Source organism: Streptomyces sp. LaPpAH-108, assembly GCF_000373625.1.
GTDB lineage: Bacteria > Actinomycetota > Actinomycetes > Streptomycetales > Streptomycetaceae > Streptomyces.
In genome coordinates, this window is record NZ_KB891993.1 from 61,873 (window position 1) to 86,354 (window position 24,482).

A 24,482-nucleotide genomic window follows, 5' to 3' on the forward strand; every position below is an offset into this window, starting at 1 on the left:
TCGACTCGGTCACTGGGAACGTGCCGCAAGGGCACCCGGAACCAGTAGGCCCCAGGGCATTCGCTCGGCCGCTGGCGGGGTGCCGCTGCGCCCACCCGTGCCGCCCCAGCGGCACGACTGCCCGCAGCTGACCAGGCTTCTCAGCCGACCTGAGCTGCAACCCCCTAGGGGCGCGGGGAACTGCGCGATCAGCCACGACGCACCCGCACTTGGACCACGACGTGGGTTGCGGACAACGAACTCCGTCAGTCGATGTCGGTTACCTCGTAGCACGACCGCGCGCCAACACGCTGTAGGTGATCGGCGTCATCAACGGCACTAGCTGGCTGCGAGTTCGCGATGCGGTCGAAGCGCCTCGGCCGTCAAAAAGCGTAAACCGGTGTCGAGGAAGTACGGCGATTCGTGGTGTTCCACGTCCACAGCCAGTGTGCGACACCGGACATCGTCGAACGGTTCAAGGCGGACCACCCTACCGGCAGCGGGCGTTCGGGCCTGGTCCGCCACGACCGTGCGGCTGGTGACGATCACGATCGTGGGGCGACCCTGTTCGCTCTCGTTGCGCTGGAATCGCTCCACGCTGTGCAGGTAGTCGTAGTGGCGCTGGGGCTCGGACTGGTCGGCGGCGGCCTGGAGCAGTTCGTCGAAGCCGTCCAGCAGGACGACGCGGACGACGCCGGAGCCCGCCGTGACCTCCGTCCAGGGGGTGTGGCGGCCGGTCGAGCGCCACAGGGCTTCCTCGATCTGGCCGCGGACGTCCAAGTCGGCGGGCAGGTGGCGGAGTTCGACGCGTTGGCAGCAGAACTCCGAGGCCGGGAGGCGGGCGGCGATCAGCTGGGTCAGGAGGGACTTGCCGCTGCCGGGGTGACCGAGGACCACCAAGGGGCCATGAGTCGCGGCGTCGGTCAGCAGGTACGCCGCCAGGAACTCCGCGAAGTCGTCCCGCAGCGGCATGCGGAGCCACCAGTCGTCGCGGGACAGTCCAGGGGAGCCGGTGTACGAGGCGACACGGAAGGCAGGGTCGACATAACCGGCCCCGAGGGTGGGGATGCGCGGTCCCGAGGCTTCGCCTGCCGCGAGGGGCGCGCGTAACAGATGACGGTGGCGGTCGGGCGCCTTGGCGCCATCGGCGAACTGTTCCAGCAGGTCGGCCAAGGCGCTGAGCGCGGTGGGGAGCTTCTGATCAGCGGAGGTCGGCTGCTCCACCGCCTCGGGCGGGTCCTCCGTGTGGGAGGTGAGGCGCAGTTCGGGGCAGTCCCAGAGGACGTGGTCGAGCAGGGTTTCGTAGCGGCGCCAGGCGGTCCGGGCCAGGTCTCCGGGGTCGGTTTCACGGGCTCCGGCTCCGTGGACGAGGTCGGCCGCGTACGAGTACGCCGTCTCGATCTCGTGACGGCGACCCGCCGGGGTTCCGACCCTCGTGGAGCCGAGGGTGACGTGCTCCAGCTCGGTCACGATGTCGACGGTGGGCGCCCCATCGCGCATCGGCCCCAGCTCGGGGTCGTACACGATGCCGTACTGCGAGACGGCCTGGCAGAACGCCGCCACGAGGACGGCCAGGTCGGCCGCGCACAGCAGGGCCGTGCGGGCGGTGCCGTGACTCGACCGGACCCGTTCCGCGAATCCTTCCAGGACCGGGCGCAGGTCGGCCCCCGTGCCGCCGGTCAGCCGCAGCGGTTCCAGGACCTCTTCGGCCAGCCCGTGGAAAGCCTGGCGTCCGCCGACCAGGATCTCGATCGCCCCGGCGAAGTCGACGGCGACCTCGGCGGGCGGTGGCGGCGCGACGGCAGGTTGCTTCCTGGCGCGGGGAGGTTGTCTCCCGGCGCGGGGCCTCGCGCCGGGCCGCCCCGGAACGGCCCTCACCGCCGCGTTCGCCTCGACCTCCTCCAGCCGCAGCCGCCACCATCCCCGGTCGAAGGTCAGTCCGGCGGGCGGCCTGGGACCGCTTCGGGTGCGGCAGTAGTCGACCACGCCGAGCACGTCGTCCCAGGAGGGTGGCGTGGCGCGACGTGCGTTGAGGAGGGCCGAGACCGTCGGTTCGCTGCGGTGCAGTGCCCGGGCCAGGTCGCTCTGTGGGATTCCGCAGCCGCGGACCAGCCGTCGGAGCAGTCCGCAGAAGTCCGCCACCGCGCCGGACGTCTCCCCCACCGCACACCCCCGCGTCTTCGGCCCGCTTCGGCGCGGACGAACGGACAGGTGCGGTCCGGTCTGCGTCAACGCCTCCGCAGTTTCGCGTACTTCGGTGTTCCCGAACTGAACGTCCCTTTGTTGCCAGGGTCATTGCGTCACGCCAGGTGCCCGCGCATCAAGAAGGAGACGAGCCCATGTCCCGGCTTTCGGCCGAACTGCCCGCGCTGTTGCTGTCCTTGACGCTCTTGGGCGCCTTCGTCGGGGTGGTGCTGCCCGCTGTGTGGTCCGCTCGGGCGGATCGGCGGCGGGACGCGGCGCGTGTACTCGGGCAGCTGCTGGCGGGGCTGGGACCGGTCGCACGGCGCGGCGTTCCGCTCGCGCCGTCCCACAGCTCGCTGTACACAGAAATCATGAGTGACGACATTGCTGCCGAGCTGTTTCACCCGGGGGACGTCGTCCCCACCTCCGGGATCTACGAGTGCGACTGCGACCGAGCGCACGAGTACAGCACCGATGTGAAGGGCCACCGTTTCCCGCCGCTGCGGCACGACTGCGGCGGCCACGGGTGGCGGCTCAAGGCCGCCACACCGTCCGGAGCCTGAACAGCCTGAACAACCGGAACAGACGGAACAACCTGAGCAGCCGGAAACCCGAACCCACGGGGTCGGCCCCGGCCCTCCCCGCCGTCAGCCCCGCCCCGTCCCCGCCCGCTCCTGCGCCAGCGCGTACAGCTCCTTCGACGTCGTGATCAGCTCGCGCCGTTCCTCCCGGGAGCCCACCATCGGCCGGGAGCCGTTGAGCGGCATCTGCGCGGTCTCGGGGAGGAACTTGACGGTCACCAGGCCGATGACGCCCGCGAGCATCAGGTAGTACGCGGGCATCAGATCGTCGCCCGTGGCGTCGACCAGCGCGGCGGTGACCAGCGGGGTCGTGCCGCCGAAGGCCGCGACGGCGAAGTTGAAGCCGATACCCATGGCCGCGTAGCGGACGGCGGTGGGGAAGAGGGCGGGCAGCGTGGCCGCGCTGGGGGCGGCGAAGCAGGCCAGCAGGGTGGCGAGGATCAGCACGCCGAGGATCGGCAGCCAGGTCCCGTGGGCCTTGATCAGCAGGAACGCCGGGATCGCGAGGATGATCATCGCGGCGGCGGCCCAGCCGTACAGCGGCCGTCGGCCCACCCGGTCGCTGAGGCGGCCGAGGAAGGTGATCAGGATGACGATCCACACCATGCCGATGAGCACGAGTACGTCGGCCGAACTGCTGGAACGTTTCAGCGTCTCGGTCTGGTAGGTCGGCAGATAGCCGGTGACCATGTAGTTGGTGACGTTGTAGAGCAGCACCAGGCCCATGCAGATCAGCAGTCCGCGCCAGTGCCGCTGGATGATGTCCTTGAACTCGCTGCCCGCCGACTCCTGCGCCAGGCTCTTCTCGTGCTCGTCCAGCTGCTGCTGGAAGGCCGGGGACTCCTCCAGCTTGAGCCGCATGTAGAGGCCGATGACACCGAGCGGCCCGGCGACCAGGAACGGGATGCGCCAGCCCCAGGAGAGCATCTGGGCGTCGGTGAGCCACAGGTTGAGCGCCGTGACCAGCGCCGAGCCGAGGGCGTAGCCGACGAAGGTGCCGAAGTCGAGCCAGCTGGAGAGGAAGCCGCGCCTGCGGTCCGGTGAGTACTCGGCGACGAAGGTGGTCGCGCCGCCGTACTCCCCTCCGGTGGAGAAGCCCTGCACCATGCGGGCCACCAGGAGGAGGATCGGGGCAGCGATGCCGATCGAGGCATAACCGGGGATGACGCCGATGGCGAAGGTCCCCACCGCCATCATGATCATGGTGGTGGCCAGCACCTTCTGCCGCCCGAGCCGGTCGCCGAGCGGGCCGAAGAAGAGGCCGCCGAGGGGCCGTACGACGAACGCGGCGGCGAAGGTCGCGAAGGAGGAGACGACCTGCGCGGCCGGAGAGGCGCCCGGGAAGAAGACCTTGCCGATGGTGGCGGCGAGATAGCTGTAGACGCCGAAGTCGAACCACTCCATGCAGTTGCCGAGCGCCGAGGCGCCGACGGCCCGCTTGAGCAGAGGCGGCTCGACGACCTGGACGTCGTCCTTGCCGAACGCGCCCCGGTTGCGGCGGAGTCTGCGGGTCAGCTCCTCGCGGACCTGACGCGGCAGCGCCGTGACGGCCTGCGATGCCTTGGTCCCCATCCTGTGCGGTCGTTCACCGTCGGACATCGCACCGCTCACGTGCCGCTCCCTTCGCCGCCGGTACTGCCGTTGTGCGCGCACCCCGGCGGCACCGGGTCTTTGCCCTGTGCATCATCCTGCTGCCCCACGCCTCACACGTCACACCGACAACAGGCACATGGGGGAACCGCACACGTAAGGGTGGGAAATGCGGTGCCACCCGCACACAGGGGGGGGGTGAGCCACACACAGCCACACACAGCCGCACACGGCCGCGCCCAGCCACACCCAGCCGATTCAGAAACCACGGCGCTCAATTCCATGACAGACGGCGGTTGGACTTCCGAATCATGAAGGCGCAGGGTGGACCAGCCCCTTTTCGTCTCGGGGCACCCCCTACGGCACCATCCGGAGAACACCCGATGAACCACGTCGCGGACCCCGCTCGCTACGACGGCACCATGCGCTACCGGCGCACCGGCCGCTCGGGGCTGGACCTCCCCCTGCTGTCCCTGGGCTACTGGCACAACTTCGGCGACGACCGCCCCTTCGAGTCCCAGCGCGAGATCGCGCTGCGCGCCTTCGACCTCGGGATCACCCACCACGACCTGGCGAACAACTACGGTCCGCCCTACGGCTCGGCGGAGATCAACTTCGGCCGCCTGATGAAGCAGGACCTCGCGCCGTACCGCGACGAGATGGTGATCTCCACCAAGGCGGGCTGGGACATGTGGCCCGGCCCCTACGGTCAGGGCGGTGGCTCGCGGAAGTATGTGCTGGCCTCCCTGGACCAGTCGCTGAAGCGTATGGGCCTGGACTATGTGGACATCTTCTACTCCCACCGGCTGGACGCCAGCACCCCGCTGGAGGAGACCATGGGGGCGCTCGACACGGCCGTCCGCCAGGGCAAGGCGCTCTATGTGGGCATCTCCTCCTACGACGCCGAGCGCACCCGGCAGGCAGCGGCCATCCTGCGCGAGCTGGGCACGCCGATGCTGATCCACCAGCCGTCGTACAACATGCTCAACCGCTGGATCGAGACGGACGGCCTGCTGGAGGCGGCCGAGGAGGAGGGCTTCGGCGTCATCGGCTTCACCGCGCTGGCGCAGGGCCTGCTGACCGGCCGCTACCTCGACGGCGTGCCGCAGGACTCGCGGGCCGCGCAGGGCAAGTCCTTCGACCCGGCCTGGCTGACCGAGGAGATGCGGGGCAGGCTGCGCGCCCTGAACGACATCGCGGCCCGGCGCGGGCAGAGCCTGGCCCAGATGGCGCTGGCCTGGGCGCTGCGGGACGAGCGGGTGACCTCGCTGGTCATCGGCGCCTCGCGGGTGGAGCAGCTGGAGCAGAACGTGGCGGCGCTGGAGAACCTGGAGTTCACCGCCGAGGAGCTGGCCGAGATCGACAAGTACGCCACCGACGGCGGTGTCGACCTGTGGCGGGAGGCCCGGCTGGGCACCATGGGCGGCTGAGTCCCTCTGGCTCCCCGCGCCCCGGGCGTTTTACCCTCCCCCTGTCTCGGCGGTCGGCCGGTCTCCGAAGCAGGGGGACAAATGGGCACATATGCCCCCTGACCAGCCCGTTTCTTCGGGTGGCCATGCACCGTCAAGGTAAGGTGCCGGTAATGGCCACTTCAAGAAACAGTCAAGTCAGTCAGGGGGGTCGCCATGGGCGCCGCACGCACGAGTAGGACACCACTGCCGGGAATCGGCGTCCGGTACGACCTCACCACCAAGGAACAACGCCGCTTGTCGGTGGTGGCCCACCGCGACGGGTCACGCACACTCAGCGCCTACCGTGAGGACGATCCCGACACCTGCGCGCTCTCGGTCCAGCTGACCGGCGCGGAGGCGGAGGCCGTCGCCGGGGCCCTCAAGCCGACGCACCACAGCCCGAACCTGCTGTCCACGACCGAACTCGGTCTCGTGGCCGAGCGGATCTCGCTGTCCTCCCTCTCGCACTGGAACGGGCGGCTGCTCGGGGAGACCCGGATGCGCACCGAGACCGGCGTGTCGATCGTGGCGGTGCTGCGCCGCGCGGACGCCATCCCCTCCCCCGGCCCCGGCTTCCGGCTGGCCGGCGGGGACACGCTCATCGTGATCGGTACCCGCGAGGGTGTCGACGCGGCCGCGGCGATCCTCGGCAGGGAGTGATCGGGATGCACTCCTCCGCGGTCTTCCTGATCGAGTTCGGCGCCATCATCCTGGCCCTCGGGCTGCTCGGCCGCCTCGCCGCGCGGCTGCGCTTCTCGCCCATCCCCCTCTATCTGCTGGCGGGCCTCGCCTTCGGGGAGGGCGGTCTGCTGCCGCTCGGCGCGAGCGAGGAGTTCGTGGCGATCGGCGCCGAGATCGGCGTGATCCTGCTGCTGCTCATGCTGGGCCTGGAGTACACGGCGGGCGATCTCGTCTCCAACCTGAGGACGCAGTATCCGGCGGGGCTCGTGGACGCCGCGCTCAACGCGCTCCCGGGCGCCGCGATGGCCCTGATACTCGGCTGGGGCCCCATCGCCGCCGTGGTCCTCGCGGGCATCACCTGGATCTCCTCCTCCGGCGTCATCGCCAAGGTCCTCGGCGACCTGGGCCGTCTCGGCAACCGTGAGACACCGGTCATCCTCAGCATCCTCGTCCTCGAGGACCTGTCGATGGCGGTCTATCTGCCGGTGATCACCGCGCTGCTGGCCGGGACCGGGCTCGCGGCGGGCAGTGTCACCCTCGCCGTGGCGCTCGGCGTCGCCGGGATCGTCCTGCTCGTCGCGGTGCGCTACGGCCGGATCATCTCCCGGTTCGTCTCCAGCGACGACCCGGAGAAGCTGCTCCTGGTCGTGCTGGGCCTGACCCTGCTGGTCGCGGGCGTGGCGCAGAAGCTCCAGGTGTCGGCGGCGGTCGGCGCCTTCCTGGTGGGCATCGCGCTCTCCGGCGAGGTCGCCGAGGGCGCCCACAATCTGCTGGCCCCGCTGCGGGACCTGTTCGCGGCCGTGTTCTTCGTGTTCTTCGGCCTGCACACCGACCCGGTCAGCATTCCGCCGGTGCTGCTGCCCGCGCTCGCGCTGGCCGTCGTCACCGCCCTCACCAAGATCGCCACGGGGTACTGGGCGGCGCGGAGAGCGGGGGTGTCCGAACGCGGCCGGTGGCGGGCGGGCGGCACGCTGGTGGCGCGGGGCGAGTTCTCCATCGTCATCGCCGGACTCGCCGTCACCTCGGGGATCGATTCCCGGCTCGGCCCGCTGGCCACGGCGTACGTGCTGATCCTGGTCGTCGTCGGCCCGCTGACCGCCCGCTACACCGACACGGTCGCGATGCGGCTGACGCGGTGGCGGCGTACGCGCCCGGCGCCGGTGGAGGCGAAGGCCGACGCCGCCGACGCCGCCGAGCCCGCGGCGGACCCGGTCGGCCGCGCCTAGGGGTCCACGGCAACCTGTGGGAGGGCCCCTGAGTGGTCTTCCCGCAGGTCAGTGCGGGGTGAGCGGGCCGGTGCGGCGTACCGTTGGGGCATGGCGCCTCCGTTGCCCGGCCCGCTGGCCGATCTGGCCCCGCTGCTCGGCCACTACGGCTACTGGGCGGTGGGTGCGGTCGTCCTCCTGGAGGACTTCGGGGTGCCCGCCCCCGGCGAGACGATCCTGCTGGCGGCGGGCGTCTACGCGGGCGCGGGCGAGCTGAACATCGTGGCCGTGGCGGCCATCGCGTTCGTCGCGGCCGTGCTCGGGGACAACATCGGCTACCTGATCGGCCGCACCGGTGGCCGGGTCTTCGTGGAGCGCTGGGGCAAGTACGTCTTTCTGACGCCCCAGCGCTTCCAGGCCGCCGAGCGGTTCTTCCACCGGCACGGCGGCAAGATCGTCACCGTGGCCCGGTTCGTCGAGGGGCTGCGTCAGGCCAACGGGGTGATCGCGGGCACCACACGGATGCCCTGGCCGCGCTTCCTCGCCTTCAACGCGCTGGGCGCCGCCCTGTGGGTGGGCCTGTGGTGCACGGTGGCCTATGTGGCGGGCAGCCACATCACGACGGTGTACGACGAGATCATCCGCTACCAGCGCTATGTGCTGATCGGCGTGGCCGTGGTGGTCGCCGCGCTGGTCGTACGCCATGTGGTCCGGCGCCGTCGGCAACGCCGAGGGCCCGGAACGCGGTCCGCGTGACGGTGCCGCCGGGACGGGAGTGCCGGGCGGGTTTGGACCGGGACGCAGCGGACAGGCGGAGGAGGACAGCGGACCCGAGAGACGTTGGGATGTGAACCCCATGGCTGGCGACCAGAAGGCGAAGGCCAAGGCCGAGCAGGCCAAGGGCAAGCTCAAGGAGACGATGGGCCGCGCCGTCGGCAACGAGAAGATGGAAGCCGAGGGCCGCATGGAAGGCGCGCGCGGGGATGCCCGCGAAGCCAAGGAGAAGACGAAGGACACGTTCAAACACTGAACCGGCGGCACACCGCACCGGTGCCGGGCGGGTCCGGAGTTCCCCTTCACGGGGGCTCCGGGCCCGCCCGTGTGTGCGGTTCCCGGCCAGGTACGCCGTCGTGCGCACGGCGCTGACCTGGGACGGATGTCCGATCGGGCGATTGGTGGCCGGATGCTCTTGTCCGGCGGCACAGCGGGTAACCGCAACAGGGACGGCACGGCCCTCCGTGATCGCGAGGAAGGGATCGGGGCGGCCCCTGAGGAGAAGGGCGACGACCCATGGACCTCCCCTTCAGGACGCAGACGACGACGGGGACACGGTTGCCCGCGCGGACCGGCGCGGCAGCGGCGCCGCGCGTCAGGCGGGAGTGGGACGCCGGTGTGCCCTCGCTCTCCGAGGCGCGCGAGGCGGTGGGCGGCCTGCTGGCCCGGGTGCGGCCGGTTCCGGCTCGCCGGGTGGTGCAGGACGCTCAGCTGGTGGTCAGCGAGCTGGTGACCAACGCGTTCAAGCACGCGACGGGACCGTTCGCGCTGCTGCTTGAGCTGGCCCCGGACGGGAGCACGCTGCGCATCGGTGTCACGGACGGCTCCCCCGAACCGCCCCGGCCCCAGCCGCCGGACCCCGGGCGGATCGGCGGGCACGGGCTGCGGCTGGTGACGCTGCTGTGCGCCGCGCTGGAGGTCACCCCGCATCGCGGGGGCAAGCAGGTGACCGCGACGCTGCCCCTGACGGCCCCGCCCAAGCACTGAGGAGCCCTGGTCAGGGCCCCCGGTTCGGCGGGGTGGGCCGGTCCGGGGCGTAGGGGGTGGAGGGCGCGGGCCTGGGCGGCGGGCCGTCGCCGGTGGTGAGGTGTTCCAGCACCTCGACCAGTTCCTGGCAGGCCCGCTCGACGGAGCGCCGGGTGTGGCGCTGCTCGGTGATCACAGCGGACAACAGGAGCGCGGTCAGCGCCATCGTGCCGTTGAAGCCCTGGAGTTTGGCCATGACCTGGACGCGGCTCAGTTCGGCGAACGCCCCGCTGCCCTCGGTGGCGGCTCCGGCGGCCAGCACCGAGGTGAGCAGCGCGCAGCCCACGCTGCCGGCCAGTTCGAACCGCAGCGCGCCCCAGATGATGACCGGGTAGACGAGGAACAGCAGGCTGAACGAGCTGTAGACGGCCAGCGGCACGACACAGCAGGCGGCCACGGCGAGGGCCAACGCCTCTTTCCAGCGGGTGGTCGGGGGTCTGCGCGCCTGGCGGAGCAGGAGCAGCAGCGGGGTGACGAGCAGGACGCCCATCGCATCGCCCACCCACCAGGCGAGCCAGACGGTCAGGAACGCGTGCGGGGGCAGCGCGTCGGTGGCCACGAGCAGGGCGACGCCGGTGGTGGCGCTGATCAGCATGGCGCCCAGCGCGCCGAGGAACACCAGGGCGACGCCGTCGCGCAACCGGCTCAGATCGGTGCGGAAGCCGGTACGGCGCAGCAGCACCGCCGCGCACAGGGGTGCGGCGGTGTTGCCGAGGAGATAGCCGAGCGCGTAGGGCGCCGGGGTGTCGAGGTAGGCGACGATCAGGAACGCGCCGAGGGTGATCCCGGGCCAGCAGCGCAGTCCGAGGAGGAGCAGGGCGGCCACGGCGACGCCGGTCGGCGGCCAGATGGGGGTGACGACGACGCCGTCCACGACGAGGCGGCGCATGAGCCCGAGCCAGCCCGCCGCGAAGTAGCAGGCGGCGACGGCCAGCATCTGGAGGGCCGGGCCGGCCGCCCGGCGCACGTCCAGGATTGCCACCACATCAGCACTCTCACACCGGGGCTGTGCCCTCGGCCAGGCGAGAGGTGTGCGGAGCGGCCCTATGGCTGAACCGGCGGGGCCGTATGGACCCGAAGCGGCCGTCCCACGCGACGAACCGGTCGTCCCACGCGGCGCGGCGGCCCGTCCTACCCGGCTCCGTCCGGCCCGTCGTGGCCGACGACGAGCACAGCCGCGTCGTCCTCGTGCCCGATGTTCTCCGCGCCCTTGATCACCGCCGCGGCCAGCGCGTGCACCTCCAGGCCCGCGACGGCGGCGATGCCCGCGAGCCGTACGACCTGGTCGAGCCCCTCGTCGATGCTGAGCGAGGGGCCCTCCACCACGCCGTCGGTGAGCAGGACGAACACGCCCCCGGTGGTCAGCCGGTGCCGGGTGACGCGGTACTCCAGGCCGCCCTGGATGCCGAGCGGCGGTCCGCCGAGGTCGTGGACGATGCCGGACTTGCCGTCCGCGGTGGCCCAGACGAAGGGGATGTGTCCGGCCCGCGCGCTCTCCAGGACACCGGTGGCGGGGTCCAGGCGCAGGAAGGTGCAGGTGGCGAAGAGGTCGCTGCCGAGGGTGAGCAGCAGGTCGTTGGTGCGGGCGAGGAGTTCGCCGGGTTCGCTGGTGACAGAGGCCAGGGCGCGCAGGGCGGCCCGGACCTGGCCCATGAAGGCGGCGGCCTCGATGTTGTGGCCCTGGACGTCGCCGATGGACAGGCCGATGCGGCCGTCGGGCATGGCGAAGGCGTCGTACCAGTCGCCGCCGACATTGAGGCCCTGGTAGGCGGGGGCGTAGCGCACCGCCAGGTGCAGGCCGGGCAGGCGGGGCAGGTCACGGGGGAGCATGCCGCGTTGCAGGGCGATGGCCAGCTCGACCTGGGTGCGCTGCAGCTCCGCGCGCTCGCGCGCCTGTGCGGTGAGCGAGCCGAGTCGGGCCAGCAGTTCGTCGCCGTCGTCCGTGGAGCGCTTGCGGAACATCGGTCACTTCCGGCTGGGCGGAGACACCGAAACCGCCTTTTGGGTGGTTTGCTGGAGTCTTGTCGTCTCGTGGGGTGAATACCCGGTACGGCCGGTCACCGCACCTGTGAATCGATGCCCGTGATCACGGCGGGTCCGAGCGGCGCGGTGTGCTCGTCGAGTCCGGCGGCGCGCAGGGCGGAGTCGGCGAGGCTCCGGGCCTCCCGCTCGGCGTGCGGTCCGGTGTCCGCCTCGACGGTCAGGCGGAGGGTGAAGGTGTCGTCGTCGTTGACGGTGAGGGCGTCGAGGTCCTCGTCGCTGCCCATGGTGGTGGTGTGCGGGTCGGCGGGGCGCAGCGCCCGGCCGAGCCGTGCGCGGGCGTCGGGCTCGATCCCGTCGGTGAAGGTACCGGGGACGGTGATGACGTACGTGGTCATGGCGTTCCTTTCCTCGGGCCTGCCCTCCTACCCCGGATCGGGGACCTCGCACAGCCCTGCCGCCCGTACGGGTCACAGCGGCGCGTGTGCCACCACCATGACGTACGCGCCGTAGACCAGGGAGACGGCGGTCAGGGCGCCGCCGATCAGCAGGACCTGGGCGCGGCGCGGCCCCCAGGCGCGGGCGAGCGCCCGGGCGGGCGGGATGAGCAGCGGGAAGTCCGGCAGCAGGAAGCGCGGTTTGGAGGAGAAGGAGCCGGAGCCGCAGATCACGAGGAGGACGAGGACGCCGCTGAAGACCACGAGGACCAGCGGGGCGCGGTCCAGGCAGAGCAGTCCGAACAGGACAAGGGAGATCACGACGACGAGCAGGGCCACCGGGTAGACGAACTTCCCGCCGTGGGCGAAGAGGGCGCCGAGGAAGCGGACGGCGCCCGCGCCGAGGTCGAAGCGGGAGCCCCAGGCGCTCTGCACGGTGAAGTAGCCGCCGGGCACGTCGCCGGTGCGCAGGCCGACCCAGAGGACGTAGCCGAGCCAGCCGAGCGGGGAGATCAGGGCGCCGGTCCAGAGCGCGGGCGGCACCCGGCCGTGCCGGTGCCATGCCTCGTGGGCGGCGGCGACGCAGACGGCGACCGCCACGGCGAAGCCGGTGGGCCGGGCGAGCCCCGCGAGCAGGGCGAGCGCGCCCGCCCACAGCCAGCGGCGCCGCAGGACGCAGTACAGGGAGAAGGCGGCCAGGGCGGCGAAGAGGGATTCGGTGTAGGCGATCGTCAGCTCGACGGCGTGCGGCAGGACGGCCCACAGCCCGACCAGGGCGGTGGCGGCGGCGCGGCCGTGCAGCAGGTGGCCGACGAGGTAGACGCCGTAGGCCGCGACGAGTGCGGCGGTCCAGGAGATCAGGAGTGCGGCGGCTCCGGGGACGAGCGGGAAGACCTGGGTGAGGGCCCTGATCAGCGCGGGGTAGAGCGGGAAGAAGGCCCAGTCGGTCTGGACGCCACCGCTCGGGGTGATCCAGATGAGGTTCCCGTAGCCGTGCTCGGCGATGTGCAGATACCAGCGGGCGTCCCAGGCGTGGGCGAGGTCGCGGACCAGGGGACGGCCCGCGAGGAGGTTGCCGATGATCACGGCGACGGTCCCGGCCAGCCGGACGCCGGTGAACAGCGCGAGGGCGGCCGGGGCGCCGTCCGGCATCCGGGCGCGGACGGCGCCGGGCAGCGCGCGGGCGCGCAGGGGACGGGCGCGCGGGGGACGGAGGGGGGCGACCGGCTCGGGCCGGGGCACGGAGGGCGTGATCACGCACCGACCATGGTCACGCGGCCCGGGCGGTGCAATGCGCGAGCCGGGTGTCGCCCGCTCTTCCACCCTGATTCAGGAACGGAGGTCAGGTCCCCGTGCCCGGACCCCACCCCCCGGCAGCACTGTGAACAGGGAGAAGTAGGGTGTGTTCACCATATGAGCGCCGCCTAGCTCGAAAGATAGATCTGTGACTGTCAACGACGACTCGTTCACGAACTGGAAGAACCGCGAGGAGATCGCGGAGTCGATGATCCCGATCATCGGGAAGCTGCACCGCGAGCGGGACGTGACCGTCCTGCTGCACAGCCGCTCCCTGGTGAACAAGTCGGTGGTCAGCATCCTCAAGACGCACCGTTTCGCCCGGCAGATCGCGGGCGCGGAGCTGTCGGTCACCGAGACCATGCCGTTCCTCCAGGCACTGGCCGGTCTCGACCTCGGGCCGTCCCAGATCGACCTCGGGATGCTCGCCGCGCTGTACCAGGCGGACGACCGGGGGCTGAGCGTGGCGGAGTTCACCGCCGAGGCGGTCGCCGGGGCCACCGGCGACGACAAGATCGAGCGCCGCGAGCCGCGTGACGTGGTGCTCTACGGCTTCGGCCGGATCGGTCGGCTCGTCGCCCGGCTGCTGATCGAGAAGGCCGGGTCGGGCAACGGGCTGCGGCTGCGCGCGGTCGTGGTGCGCGGGGGTGGCGCCCGGGCGGGCGGCGACCTGGTCAAGCGGGCCTCGCTGCTGCGCCGCGACTCGATCCACGGCCAGTTCCAGGGCACCATCACGGTGGACGAGGACGCGGGCACGATCGTGGCGAACGGCAACACGATCCAGGTGATCTACGCGGACGACCCGTCGGCCGTGGACTACACCGAGTACGGCATCCGGGACGCCATCCTCATCGACAACACCGGCAACTGGCGTGATCGCGAGGGGCTGTCGAAGCATCTGCGGCCCGGCATCGACAAGGTCGTCCTGACCGCGCCCGGCAAGGGCGACGTGCCGAACATCGTGCACGGCGTGAACCACGACACGATCAAGCCGGACGAGCGCGTCCTGTCCTGCGCGTCCTGCACCACCAACGCCATCGTGCCGCCACTGAAGGCGATGGACGACGAGTTCGGTGTGCTGCGCGGCCATGTGGAGACGGTCCACTCCTTCACCAACGACCAGAATCTGCTGGACAACTACCACAAGGCCGAGCGCCGGGGCCGGTCCGCGCCGCTCAACATGGTGATCACCGAGACCGGTGCCGCGTCCGCCGTCTCGAAGGCGCTGCCGGAGCTGAAGGCGCCGATCACCGGTAGCTCCATCCGGGTGCCGGTGCCGGACGTCTCGATCGCGATCCTGAACCTCCGGCTCGGCCGCGAGACCACCCGGGACGAGGTGCACGACTACCTGCGCGAGGTGTCGCTGACCTCCCCGCTCAAGCGGCAGATCGACTTCACCACGGCGCCCGACGCGGTCTCCAGCGACTTCATCGGCTCGCGGCACGCCTCGATCGTCGACGGCGGCGCCCTCAAGGTCGACGGGGACAACGCGATCCTCTACCTCTGGTACGACAACGAGTTCGGCTACTCCTGCCAGGTGGTCCGGATCGTCCAGCACGTGTCGGGGGTCGAGTACCCGACGTTCCCGGCGACCACGGTCTGACGGTCCCACCGCGCACGCCCCGGCGATCCCCTTACGACGGCCGCCGACCGGAAGCCCCGGTCGGCGGCCGTCGTGCTACCTGGACCCTAATAGAGATTCGCGTTTGCCTAATAGCTTTAGGCACCCGCATAATCGTCCTGTCTTCCCAGGAGGTGTCCCATGGCGCGTGCGGGTCTGAGCACGGAGCGGCTGGTCCGGGCCGGGGCGGAGCTGGCCGACGAGGCCGGGTTCGACCAGGTCACGGTGTCGGCGCTGGCCCGGCGGTTCGACGTGAAGGTGGCGAGCCTGTACTCCCATGTGCGGGGCAACCACGATCTGCGCACCCGGATCGCACTGCTCGCACTGGAGGAGCTGGCCGACCGCGCCGCCGAGGCGCTCGCGGGCCGGGCGGGCAAGGACGCCCTGACGGGCTTCGCGAACGCCTACCGCGACTACGCCCGCGCGCACCCCGGCCGCTTCGCCGCGGCCTCGTACCGGCTCGACCCGGAGGACGCCGCCGCGAGCGCGGGCGGACGGCACGCCCGGATGACCCGCGCGATCCTGCGCGGCTACGACCTCTCCGAACCCGAACAGACCCATGCGGTACGACTGTTGGGCAGCGTGTTCAGCGGCTGGGTCGGACTGGAGTCGGCGGGCGCCTTCGACCACAGCACGCCCGGCTCGCAGGAGTCCTGGGACCGCGGCCTCGACGCCCTGGACGCGCTGCTGCGCAACTGGCCGTCCGCCTGAGCGACTTGGCCGCACGCCCCGAATCACACCCCCCTCTTCCGACAGGCAGCACCGATGACCACCGTGTCCGACGACCTGACCACCACGCCCCTCACCGCCGGTCTCATACACGGCGCCCTCGAACTGGAGCGCACCGAGCGGGGGTTGCTCCCCCACCGGCTGCCCGCGCGGGCCCGCGCCCAGTGCGCCGACCCGCAGTTGCACCTGGTGGAGTCCCAACCGGCGGGCGTACGGCTGGTGTTCCGCACCCGTGCCACCACCGTCGAGCTGGACACCCTGCCCACCAAGCGGGTCTACGCCGGTGCGCCGCCACGCCCCGAGGGCGTGTACGACCTGCTCGTGGACGGACGCCCGGCGGGCAGCACCTCCGTCCCGGGCGGGAACACCCTGCTGATCGACATGGCGGCCGGTACCGCCGAGCACCACCCCGGCCCGGTGGGCACCGCGCGCTTCACCGGCCTGTCCCCCGAGGACAAGACCGTGGAGATCTGGCTGCCGCACAACGAGACCACCGAACTGGTCGCGCTGCGCACCGACGCGCCCGTCACCGCCGTACGGGAGCGGGAGCGTCCGGTGTGGCTGCACCACGGCAGCTCGATCAGCCACGGCTCCGACGCCGCGTCCCCGACCGGCACCTGGCCCGCCGTCGCCGCCGGGCTCGGCGGGGTGGAGCTGATCAACCTCGGCCTCGGGGGCAGCGCCCTGCTTGACCCGTTCACCGCCCGCGCACTGCGGGACACGCCCGCCGACGTGATCAGCGTCAAGCTGGGCATCAACCTGGTCAACACCGATCTGATGCGGCTGCGCGCGTTCGGGCCCGCCGTGCACGGCTTCCTCGACACGATCCGCGAGGGTCACCCCGACACGCCGCTGCTCGTCGTCTCGCCGGTCCTGTGCCCGCTGCACGAGGACACGCCGGGACCGACGCTGCCCGACTTCACCGCGCTGAGCGAGGGACGGCTCGCGTTCCGGGCGGCCGGTGATCCGGCGGAGCGGGACCAGGGCAGGCTGACCCTGAACGTGATCCGCGAGGAGCTGGCCCGCATCGTGCGCCAACGGGCCACCGAGGACCGCCACTTGCACCTTCTCGACGGGCGCGAGCTGTACGGCGCGGCCGACTTCGCGGAGCTGCCGCTGCCCGACGGGCTGCACCCGGACGCCGCGGCCCACCGGCGCATCGGGGAGCGCTTCGCCGCGCTGGCCTTCGCGCCGGGCGGCCCGCTGAGCACGCCGGCCGCCCGCTGAGCACGCGGGTCGCTCGCTGAGCGTCACACCAGGTGCGCGAACACCACCAGGTTCTCGGTGTAGTCCTTGGCCGTGTGGTCGTAGTCGCCCGCGCAGGTGATCAGCCGCACCTCGGGGCGGGCCGCGTTGTCGTAGACGCGGTCGCTCGGGAAGTCGTCCTTCTCGAAGGTCTCGGCGCTGTCCACGACGAACTTCGCGGTGCGGCCGTCGGCGCGCTCGACGGTGAACCGGTCACCGGGGAGCAGGGCGTCGAGACCGGCGAAGACGGCGGCGGAGGTCTTCGTGTCCACGTGTCCGGCGATGACCGAGGTCCCCTTCTCACCGGGCGAGACGCCCTTGCTGTACCAGCCGACGAGGTTGGTGTTGTCGGCGGGCGGGGGCTCCAGGCGGCCGTCGGAGCCGAGGACGAGGGCGGTGAAGGGGGCGTTCACCCCGATCTTCGGGATGACCAGGCGGGTCGGCGCGGACCGGGGCAGGGCCGGGCCCGCAGGGCCGGTGGCGGCCGTCGTACCGGCGGCGCGGGTCGCGCCCGGGACCGTGCCGGTGCCGTGATGGCCGCTGAGCACGCTGAGCACGAGGACGACGATCGCCACGCCCCACAGGGTCAGCCGGCCCCCGCGGGCGGCCTGTTCGTCGGCGCGGTGCGGGGAGGGATCTGCTGCCATCGGACACCACCTCACTCGGTCACGGCAGCGCGGTTCGGGACCGGGGCGCCGGCCGCCGGACCCCGAGGGGTACCGGCGGCCGTGGCCCCTGGCCCTGTCGCCGGACTCCCGTCGCCACGGCGGGCGGGCGCAGGGAGTCCGACGACAGGGGCGGGGAAGGCGAGTCGGTCAGGAGGCCGAACCGGCGGCCTTCCTGCGCCGCAGCACGTACACCCCGGCCGCGCCCGCGGCGAGCACCGCGAGACCGCCCGTCGTCGTCGAGCTGGAGTCGTCGGCGAGACCGCCGCCGCCGGTGTGCATCCCGCCGCGCGGCTCGTCGTCCTTGTCCCCCTTGCCGCTGTCCCCCTTGCCGCTGCCGGAGTCGCTCTTGCCGGTGTCGCCCTTGTCCTTGTAGGTCTCGGGGTCGAAGCGGCTGTCGTCACTGCCGCTGGAGCTGGAGCTGGAGCTCCAGTCGTCTCCGCTGCCGCTGCTGCTGCCGCTGCTGAGGACGGAGGCGAGGGCGCCGCCGCCGGTGTGCATGCCGCCGCGCGGCTCGTCGTAGCCGCCGCCGTCGCCCGAGCCCTTGCCCGAACCGTCGCCGGAGCCCTTGTCGTAGCCGTCGCCGGAGCCCTTACCGGACCCCTTGCCGTGGTCGCTGCCGGAGCCGCTGTCCTGCTTGTTGTAGGAGGAGTCGTCCCGGCCTCCGTCGTCCCCGGCGAGCGCGGCTCCGGGGACGGCGAGGGCGAGGGCGGCGGATGCGGCCGCCGTGGCGAGAAGAATGCGGGCAGAACGCATATCGGTGTCCTTCCGCCGTGGCCGGGCAGCGGATACCTCATCGGCTGTCAGGACCCGGCCCCGACACGAACCACCGTCGAACAGGGCGCCCCGGCGCGCGATCCAGGCCGCCCAGCCGGGTCACCGCTCCACCCGTCTGTCCCAGCGACACGCCGCGAGCGCCCCCGGACGGGTCAACGGTGATCACGCCGGAGGCGGAGGACCGCGCTGCGGCGACGCGACTTTGGCCGGATTTCGTCGTAGTAAAGCGCGAAGTTCCGCCCCTGGGACGCCTCTGACGGGTCGTACCCTGTGGGCGTGATCGAGCGAGGCGAGGCTCCAGGGGCGGTGGCGTCCCGGCTCACCGGGCGCCGTCCCGTCAGCGGCCCGGCGCCGTCCGGGTCGCCCGCGGTGGTGATGCTCGAGGACGGTACGGCGGTGATGGTCAAGCGCGGGGACGGCCCGGGCGCGGTGCGCGCGGAGGCGGCCGGACTGCGCTGGCTGGGCGCTGCCGGGTCGGTGCGCGTGCCCCGGGTGCTCGGCGCCGACGAGCGCTGGCTGGTCACCGAGTACGTGCCGACCGGGCGTCCCGAGGCCGGGGCCGCGCTGCGTTTCGGCCAGGCGCTCGCGGAGCTGCACGCGTCCGGGGCGCCCGCGTTCGGCGCGGCGCCGCCGGACGGGCCGGAGGAGGCGTTCATCGGCCGGGCGCCCATGCGCAACGTCCGGGGCGACGACTGGCCGCGCTGGTACGCCGAGCACCGCGTGCTGCCGTATCTGCGCACGGCGGTGGACGCGGGCACGATCCGGCCGGGCGAGGCGTCCGTGGTCGAGTCGGTGTGCGAGCGGCTGCCCGGACTGGCGGGGCCCGCCGAGCCGCCCGCGCGGCTGCACGGCGACCTGTGGCAGGGCAACGTCCTCTGGGGCGCGGACGGTGAGGTCCGTCTCATCGACCCGGCCGCGCACGGCGGGCACCGGGAGACCGACCTCGCGATGCTGGCGCTGTTCGGCTGTCCCGAGTGGGACCACGTGCTCGCCGGGTACGAGGAGACGGCGCCGCTCGCCGACGGCTGGCGCGACCGGGTCGGTATACATCAGCTCTTCCCGCTGCTGGTGCACGCGGTGCTGTTCGGCCGGTCCTACGCCGATCAGGCCGTCGCGGCGGCCCGTACGGCGCTGTCCGGCTGAACCGCCCTGCCGGGCTTGGCCGCTCGACGCGCGGGCATCCGAACTCCGCTGAATCCGCGTCGATTTGACGCAGCCACTCCCCCGCCTTCGGCGTCTTTCTGGCTGACGCCGAACGGCGCTCCCCGCACCGCCTCCGGACACCGGTCACGGAGTGTGAGGAAACCAACCAATCGTTCGATTCGTATAAGGACGTGAAAGAACGAATCAGGGAGGACGACCATGCAACCGTTCACGCTCAACTACGCACGACCCGCTGTGCAGTTGGATGTCACCGCCCCGTACGCGTACGACGCCGGGCTCCAGTTGAACGTCCTCCCGGACGGAAGGATCGCCGCCACCGACCACGCGACGCTGCACGCCCTGGGGACCACCACCTCCACGGCGGGCTCCAAGACCCACTTCGACGACTGAACGCGGGCCCCGGACGATGACCGTGCTCATCCTCACCAGCGACGAGGACGTGACGGCGGACATGGTGGTCCTCCGCCTGGGCGAGACGGGCGTGCCCGTCGTCCGGCTCGATCCCGCCGATCTCACCAACGGGGTGACCCTGTCGGCCGAGTTGACGGGCGGGTCCGCCGACGGGCATCTGTCCGTCGGCGGCCGTCTGGTGAGCCTCGGCGCGGTGCGCTCCGTGTGGGTGCGCAGGCCGGGGCGGGCGGCGGCGCGGGCCGCCCGGCCGTCCGCCTGGCTGACCGAGGAGTCCACGCAGGCGCTGTACGGGATGCTGCGGTGCGCCGGGGCACGCTGGATGAACCATCCGGACGCGGCCCGGCGGGCCCGGTACAAGCCCTGGCAGCTGCATCTGGCGCGGCGCAGCGGGTTCGCCGTGCCCGCCACGCTGATCACGACGTACCCGGAGGCGGCCCGGGAGTTCGCGGGGCGTTTCCCGGATCTGGTGGTCAAGCCGGTCTCGGGGGCGCATCCGCAGGAGCCGCCGCGTGCGGTGCCGACCAGCCGGGTCGCGCCGGACGCCGACTTCACGGCCGTCGCCTACGGTCCGACCCTGCTCCAGCAGCGGGTCGCCAAGCGGGCCGACATCCGGCTGACGGCTGTCGGGGACCGGCTCCTCGCGGCGCGCAAGCCGGTCGATCCGGACGCCCATCCCGACGACGTGGACGTGCGGTTCGCGCCGTCCGTCTCGCCCTGGCGGCCCGCCGAGGTGCCGCCGCGCGTGGCCGAGGGCGTGCACCGGTATCTGCGCGGGGCGGAACTCGCGTACGGCGCCTTCGACTTCGCGGAGGACGCGGACGGGGTGTGGTGGTTCCTGGAGTGCAATCAGTCGGGCCAGTTCGGTTTCGTCGAGCTGGAGACCGGTCAGCCGATCGCCCAGGCCATCGCACGCTGGCTGGCCGGAGACGGAGAGCCGGGGCGGACGTATCTCAAGGGCGAGAGGGACAGGGCGCCGTGACGCGGTGCCGGCCGGCTCGAAGGAGAGGAACGCGACATGCGCATCGGACTGCTGGGGACGGGCCCCTGGGCGCGGGCGGCACACGCGCCCGCGCTCGCGGCCCACACGGCCGTGGACTTCGCCGGGGTGTGGGGGCGCCGCCCGGAGGCGGCGGCCGAGCTGGCCGGGGAGTACGGCGTCCGGGCGTACGAGGACGTGGACGAGCTGCTGGCCGGGGTGGACGCGGTGGCGGTGGCGCTGCCGCCGTCGGTGCAGGCGGGGCTCGCGGTGCGGGCGGCCCGGGCGGGCTGTCATCTGCTGCTGGACAAGCCGCTGGCGGTGGACGTCGCCGAGGCGCGTGAGGTGGTCGTCGCCGCGGAGCGGGCCCAGGTCGCCTCGGTGGTGTTCCTGACCACCCGGTTCCAGAAGGAGCCGGAGGCGTGGATCGACGAACAGGCCGCCGAGTCGGGCTGGTTCACGGCGCGGGCGCAGTGGCTGGGCGCGGTGTTCACGACCGGGAGTCCGTTCGCGGCCTCGGCCTGGCGGCGGGAGAAGGGGGCGCTGTGGGACGTGGGCCCGCACGCGCTGTCGGTGCTGCTGCCGGTCCTCGGTGATGTGCGCGAGGTCCTGTCGGCGGTGCACGGTCCCTCGGACACCGTGCACCTGGTGCTCGACCACGCGACCGGCGCGTCCAGCACCCTCACCCTGAGCCTCACCGCGCCGCCCGCCGCCGCGGGCGCCGATGTGGAGCTGCGCGGCGAGGCGGGCGTCGCCCTCCTCCCCCGCGGCTCGGAGGGCGCGGTCCCCGCGCTCACCCGCGCCGTCGACGCGCTCCGGGACGCGGCGCGCACGGGCCGCCCGCATCCGTGCGACGCGGCGTTCGGGCTGCGCATCACCGAGATCCTGTCGGCGGCCCAGGCCCGGCTGACCGGCGAACCGGCGGGCTGGACGACGGCGACGGACGGGGTGAGCCCGGCGGGGTGAGCCGGGCCGGATGCGAGAGGCCGGGTGTGACGGGCCGGGTGTGACGGGCGCGGTCGGCGGACCGGGCAGCCCCGGTGCTGCCGGTGGGGACGGACCCGGCACCCGGCGCCCCGCCGGGGCCGGTCGAGCGGCGCGTGCCCCGGCCGGGTGTCCGGAGAAGGCCCCGGTGACGGCCCCGGCGTAGCGTGGCGTTGTGAGATCGTTGCGCGGCCGGTCAGGGCGCCGGAGCCGGGAACGTCGCGGCTGGCTGCGGGGTGCGCCGCCGCCGCGCTGGGTGCGGGTGCTTCCGGCGCTGTTGCTGCTGGCCGTGTCCCTGGCGACGCTCGTGACCCCGCACGCGGGCGATCTCGGTTTCCTGCTCGGCGCGATCCCGCCGCTCGCGGTGCTGTCGTACGGCCCGCTGGCGACCGCGCTGCTGGGTGTCCTGGTGGTGGTGGCGCTGCTGCTGCCGATGACCCATCTGAACCGGCCCGGTGACACCGATCTGCTCACCATCGTGTTCGTCTCCTTGCTGAGTGTGTTCGTCTCCTATGTGCGCAGCCACCGCGACGCCCAGCTGGGCACCGAGCGCGCGATCGGCGAGGCGGTCCAGCGGGCCGTGCTCCCGGAGCTGCCGGAGCGGGTCGGCGCGGTCGCGTGCGCGGGTTTCTCGCGGGCCGCGCAGGGCGGGACGCTGGTGGGCGGGGACTTCTACGACGTGCGGGACGGCCCGTTCGGGGTGCGCGCGGTGATGGGGGACGTACGGGGGCACGGCCTGGAGGCGGTCGCCACGGTGGTGGCGCTGCTCGGCGCGTTCCGGGAGGCGACGCTGGACCAGCCGGACCTGGAGGCGGTGGCCGCGCGGATGGACCGCAGGCTCACGGTGGATTCGGCCGGGGTGCGGCACGCGGAGCTGTTCGCGACGGCCGTGCTGCTGGAGTTCTCCGCCGACATGCGCTCGGTGCGGGTGGTGGCGTGCGGGCATCCGCCCCCGGTGGTGCTGCGCGGGGGCCGCGCCTGGGAGACGACCGTGACGCCGGGGCCGCCGCTGGGCATCGGTCTGATCGGGGTCGACCCGCCGAAGGAGGTGACCGTCGACCTCCGGCCGGGCGACCGGCTGCTGATCGCCTCCGACGGACTGTGGGAGGCGCGCAACGCCGACGGCACCTTCTATCCGCTGCCCGAGCGGCTGGCCGCGCTCTCCTGGCACGGCGCGCCCGAGCTGCCGAGCGCGCTGTGGACGGATGTACGGCGGCTCGGGTACGAGGTGCGGGACGACGCGACGGTGCTGGTGCTGGCGCCGGTGCCGACGGGCGGGGCCGGGTGAGCGCTCCTATCCTGGGAGTTCCGGGTCGCTGACGTCTCGCCCATCGGTCTCGCTCATCGGTCTCGCCCACCGCACGGTCGTGTCCCACGTGCTTGGAGGCAGCCCATGCCCCGTCCGCCCGTACGCCCGCGCCGGAAAGCCGCCGTCGCTCTGACCGCCGTGGCACTCGCGGCGCTCGCCCTGCCGCTCGCCGCCGCTCCGGCGGGAGCCGCCCCGCTGCTCGCCCCGGCCGCCGCGCCCGGCCCCTCCCCGTCGGACAGCCCGGACAGCGGGGTGCGCGAGCTGACGCCCGAGGTCGCGGACCGGCTGGACAGTGCCGTGCGCGAGGTGATGGACGAGGCGCGGGTGCCGGGTGTGACGGTCGGCATCTGGACGCCGGACCAGGGCAGTTACGTCCGCTCCTTCGGGGTGGCCGACAGGAGCGACGGGCGCCGGATGGCCCCGGACCTGTACACGCGGATCGGCAGCGAGACCAAGACGTTCACGGTGACCGCGCTGCTCCAGCTGGTGGACCAGGGGAAGGTCTCCCTGGACGACCCGGTCTCCCGGTACATCGGCGGTGTCCCCGACGGCGACAAGATCAGCCTGCGGCAACTGGCCGGGATGCGCAGCGGGCTGTACAACTACTCGGACGACCCGGACTTCTTCAAGGCGCTGACCTCCGATCCGCAGCGCTCCTTCACCCCGCGCGAGCTGCTGGACTACGCCTTCAAGCACCCGGTGCTCTTCCCACCGGGGCAGAAGTTCGACTACTCCAACACCAATCTGATCCTGCTCGGCCTGGTCGTGGAGCAGCGGAGCGGGCAGCCGCTGGGGGACTACATCAAGGACCACATCCTGGACCCGGCCGGGATGAACCGTACGTCGTTGCCGTCCGGCGCCGAGTTCCCGAAGCCGCATCCGCAGGGGTACACGAACCAGACGGCCGACGGGAAGGTGGAGGAGACGGCGGGCTGGAACCCGTCCTGGGGCTGGGCGGCGGGCGCGATGGTCTCCACGCTGGACGATCTGCGCGTGTGGGCGCCCACGGTGGCGACCGGTGAACTCCCCGACGGCAGGCGGATGATCGACGAGTCGACGCAGCGCCAGCGCCTGGTGACCCCGCCGACGGGCGTGCCGGGCGCGGGATACGGGCTCGGCATCTTCGACGTGCACGGCTGGATCGGCCACAACGGCTCGCTGCCGGGGTACGAGTCGCTGACCGTCTATCTGCCCTCGGCGCGCACCACGCTCGTGGTGCTGCTGAACACCGACATCGACCACGACGGGCAGGAGCCGAGCACGCTGCTGGGCCAGGCGATCACGCGGATCATCTCCCCGGGGCACGTCTTCGACCTGCCCGCGCAGCCCGCGGCGCGGTGAGCCGGGAGCCGGGAGCCACCGGATGCGGAAACAGGCCGGCGGGGCCCCGACCGGTCCCCCGCTCCGGTCGTGCCCC

Annotated in this window: 24 protein-coding genes; 16 read left to right on the forward strand and 8 right to left on the reverse strand. The window is 72.5% G+C overall.

Going from position 1 to position 24,482, the window contains the following annotated elements; genetic code table 11:
- Positions 1-318 precede the first annotated feature (318 nt).
- Positions 319-2,142 carry an XRE family transcriptional regulator gene (locus B079_RS0111670; protein ID WP_158684971.1) on the reverse strand — a complete coding sequence of 608 codons (1,824 nt, stop codon included), beginning with the start codon at positions 2,140-2,142 and terminating at the stop codon, positions 319-321.
- 176 nt (positions 2,143-2,318) lie between these two features.
- Between B079_RS0111670 and B079_RS35815 the strand changes: the two genes are divergently transcribed.
- The gene (locus B079_RS35815; RefSeq protein ID WP_018545983.1) at positions 2,319-2,726 is read left to right on the forward strand and encodes a hypothetical protein; all 408 of its coding nucleotides are present in this window, start codon (positions 2,319-2,321) and stop codon (positions 2,724-2,726) included.
- An 84-nt stretch (positions 2,727-2,810) separates the two neighbouring features.
- On the opposite strand, the gene proP is transcribed toward B079_RS35815, so the two are convergent.
- Entirely contained in the window at positions 2,811-4,316 is a 1,506-nt protein-coding gene (gene proP, locus B079_RS0111685; protein ID WP_018545984.1) for a glycine betaine/L-proline transporter ProP, read from the reverse strand.
- 401 nt (positions 4,317-4,717) lie between these two features.
- Here proP and mgrA point away from each other — a divergent pair, with 401 nt between their 5' ends.
- From mgrA to B079_RS0111715, 6 genes are all read left to right on the forward strand, one after another.
- Positions 4,718-5,764: an L-glyceraldehyde 3-phosphate reductase gene (mgrA, locus tag B079_RS0111690; RefSeq protein WP_018545985.1), complete on the forward strand. Its 1,047-nt coding sequence runs from the start codon at positions 4,718-4,720 to the stop codon at positions 5,762-5,764.
- Between the two features lie 195 nt (positions 5,765-5,959).
- Positions 5,960-6,445: a cation:proton antiporter regulatory subunit gene (locus B079_RS0111695; protein ID WP_026248595.1), complete on the forward strand. Its 486-nt coding sequence runs from the start codon at positions 5,960-5,962 to the stop codon at positions 6,443-6,445.
- Positions 6,446-6,450: 5 nt separating this feature from the next.
- On the forward strand, positions 6,451-7,692 hold the full coding sequence (locus tag B079_RS0111700) for a cation:proton antiporter (RefSeq protein ID WP_018545987.1): 1,242 nt from the start codon (positions 6,451-6,453) through the stop codon (positions 7,690-7,692).
- Between the two features lie 90 nt (positions 7,693-7,782).
- Positions 7,783-8,427, forward strand: coding sequence for a DedA family protein (locus B079_RS0111705; protein WP_018545988.1), 645 nt, complete (start codon positions 7,783-7,785; stop codon positions 8,425-8,427).
- A 100-nt stretch (positions 8,428-8,527) separates the two neighbouring features.
- Positions 8,528-8,701, forward strand: coding sequence for a CsbD family protein (locus B079_RS31770; RefSeq protein WP_018545989.1), 174 nt, complete (start codon positions 8,528-8,530; stop codon positions 8,699-8,701).
- Between the two features lie 260 nt (positions 8,702-8,961).
- On the forward strand, positions 8,962-9,432 hold the full coding sequence (locus B079_RS0111715) for an ATP-binding protein (RefSeq protein ID WP_026248596.1): 471 nt from the start codon (positions 8,962-8,964) through the stop codon (positions 9,430-9,432).
- Between the two features lie 10 nt (positions 9,433-9,442).
- On the opposite strand, the gene B079_RS0111720 is transcribed toward B079_RS0111715, so the two are convergent.
- From B079_RS0111720 to B079_RS0111735, 4 genes are all read right to left on the reverse strand, one after another.
- Complete coding sequence (locus tag B079_RS0111720; protein WP_018545991.1) at positions 9,443-10,456, reverse strand: MASE1 domain-containing protein; 1,014 nt, start codon at positions 10,454-10,456, stop codon at positions 9,443-9,445.
- Between the two features lie 146 nt (positions 10,457-10,602).
- Entirely contained in the window at positions 10,603-11,433 is an 831-nt protein-coding gene (locus tag B079_RS0111725) for a PP2C family protein-serine/threonine phosphatase (RefSeq protein ID WP_018545992.1), read from the reverse strand.
- 95 nt (positions 11,434-11,528) lie between these two features.
- On the reverse strand, positions 11,529-11,849 hold the full coding sequence (locus tag B079_RS0111730; RefSeq protein WP_018545993.1) for a hypothetical protein: 321 nt from the start codon (positions 11,847-11,849) through the stop codon (positions 11,529-11,531).
- 72 nt (positions 11,850-11,921) lie between these two features.
- Entirely contained in the window at positions 11,922-13,145 is a 1,224-nt protein-coding gene (locus B079_RS0111735; RefSeq protein WP_018545994.1) for a hypothetical protein, read from the reverse strand.
- A 187-nt stretch (positions 13,146-13,332) separates the two neighbouring features.
- Here B079_RS0111735 and B079_RS0111740 point away from each other — a divergent pair, with 187 nt between their 5' ends.
- The 3 genes from B079_RS0111740 (at position 13,333) to B079_RS0111750 (ending at position 16,761) form a co-directional block, all read left to right on the forward strand.
- Positions 13,333-14,787, forward strand: a complete 1,455-nt coding sequence (locus B079_RS0111740) for a glyceraldehyde-3-phosphate dehydrogenase (protein ID WP_018545995.1) — start codon at positions 13,333-13,335, stop codon at positions 14,785-14,787.
- A 159-nt stretch (positions 14,788-14,946) separates the two neighbouring features.
- A complete protein-coding gene (locus B079_RS0111745) occupies positions 14,947-15,516 on the forward strand; it encodes a TetR/AcrR family transcriptional regulator (RefSeq protein WP_018545996.1) in 570 nt (189 codons plus the stop codon).
- A 54-nt stretch (positions 15,517-15,570) separates the two neighbouring features.
- Positions 15,571-16,761, forward strand: coding sequence for a GDSL-type esterase/lipase family protein (locus B079_RS0111750; RefSeq protein ID WP_018545997.1), 1,191 nt, complete (start codon positions 15,571-15,573; stop codon positions 16,759-16,761).
- A gap of 23 nt (positions 16,762-16,784) precedes the next feature.
- Here the strand turns inward: B079_RS0111750 and B079_RS0111755 are convergent, their stop codons facing one another.
- Positions 16,785-17,426: a class F sortase gene (locus B079_RS0111755; RefSeq protein WP_018545998.1), complete on the reverse strand. Its 642-nt coding sequence runs from the start codon at positions 17,424-17,426 to the stop codon at positions 16,785-16,787.
- Between the two features lie 168 nt (positions 17,427-17,594).
- Positions 17,595-18,200, reverse strand: a complete 606-nt coding sequence (locus B079_RS0111760) for a hypothetical protein (RefSeq protein ID WP_018545999.1) — start codon at positions 18,198-18,200, stop codon at positions 17,595-17,597.
- A gap of 297 nt (positions 18,201-18,497) precedes the next feature.
- On the opposite strand from B079_RS0111760, the gene B079_RS0111765 reads away from it, so the two are divergent.
- From B079_RS0111765 to B079_RS0111790, 6 genes are all read left to right on the forward strand, one after another.
- Positions 18,498-19,364, forward strand: coding sequence for a fructosamine kinase family protein (locus tag B079_RS0111765; RefSeq protein WP_026248597.1), 867 nt, complete (start codon positions 18,498-18,500; stop codon positions 19,362-19,364).
- 219 nt (positions 19,365-19,583) lie between these two features.
- Positions 19,584-19,775 (forward strand): putative ATP-grasp-modified RiPP, encoded by a 192-nt coding sequence (tgmA, locus tag B079_RS0111770; protein ID WP_018546001.1) that lies wholly within the window; start codon positions 19,584-19,586, stop codon positions 19,773-19,775.
- Between the two features lie 16 nt (positions 19,776-19,791).
- Complete coding sequence (gene tgmB, locus B079_RS0111775; RefSeq protein ID WP_018546002.1) at positions 19,792-20,775, forward strand: ATP-grasp ribosomal peptide maturase; 984 nt, start codon at positions 19,792-19,794, stop codon at positions 20,773-20,775.
- A gap of 36 nt (positions 20,776-20,811) precedes the next feature.
- Positions 20,812-21,738: a Gfo/Idh/MocA family protein gene (locus tag B079_RS0111780; RefSeq protein ID WP_018546003.1), complete on the forward strand. Its 927-nt coding sequence runs from the start codon at positions 20,812-20,814 to the stop codon at positions 21,736-21,738.
- A gap of 193 nt (positions 21,739-21,931) precedes the next feature.
- Positions 21,932-23,044 carry a PP2C family protein-serine/threonine phosphatase gene (locus B079_RS0111785; protein WP_026248598.1) on the forward strand — a complete coding sequence of 371 codons (1,113 nt, stop codon included), beginning with the start codon at positions 21,932-21,934 and terminating at the stop codon, positions 23,042-23,044.
- A gap of 105 nt (positions 23,045-23,149) precedes the next feature.
- Entirely contained in the window at positions 23,150-24,406 is a 1,257-nt protein-coding gene (locus B079_RS0111790) for a serine hydrolase domain-containing protein (protein ID WP_018546005.1), read from the forward strand.
- Positions 24,407-24,482: the final 76 nt, after the last annotated feature.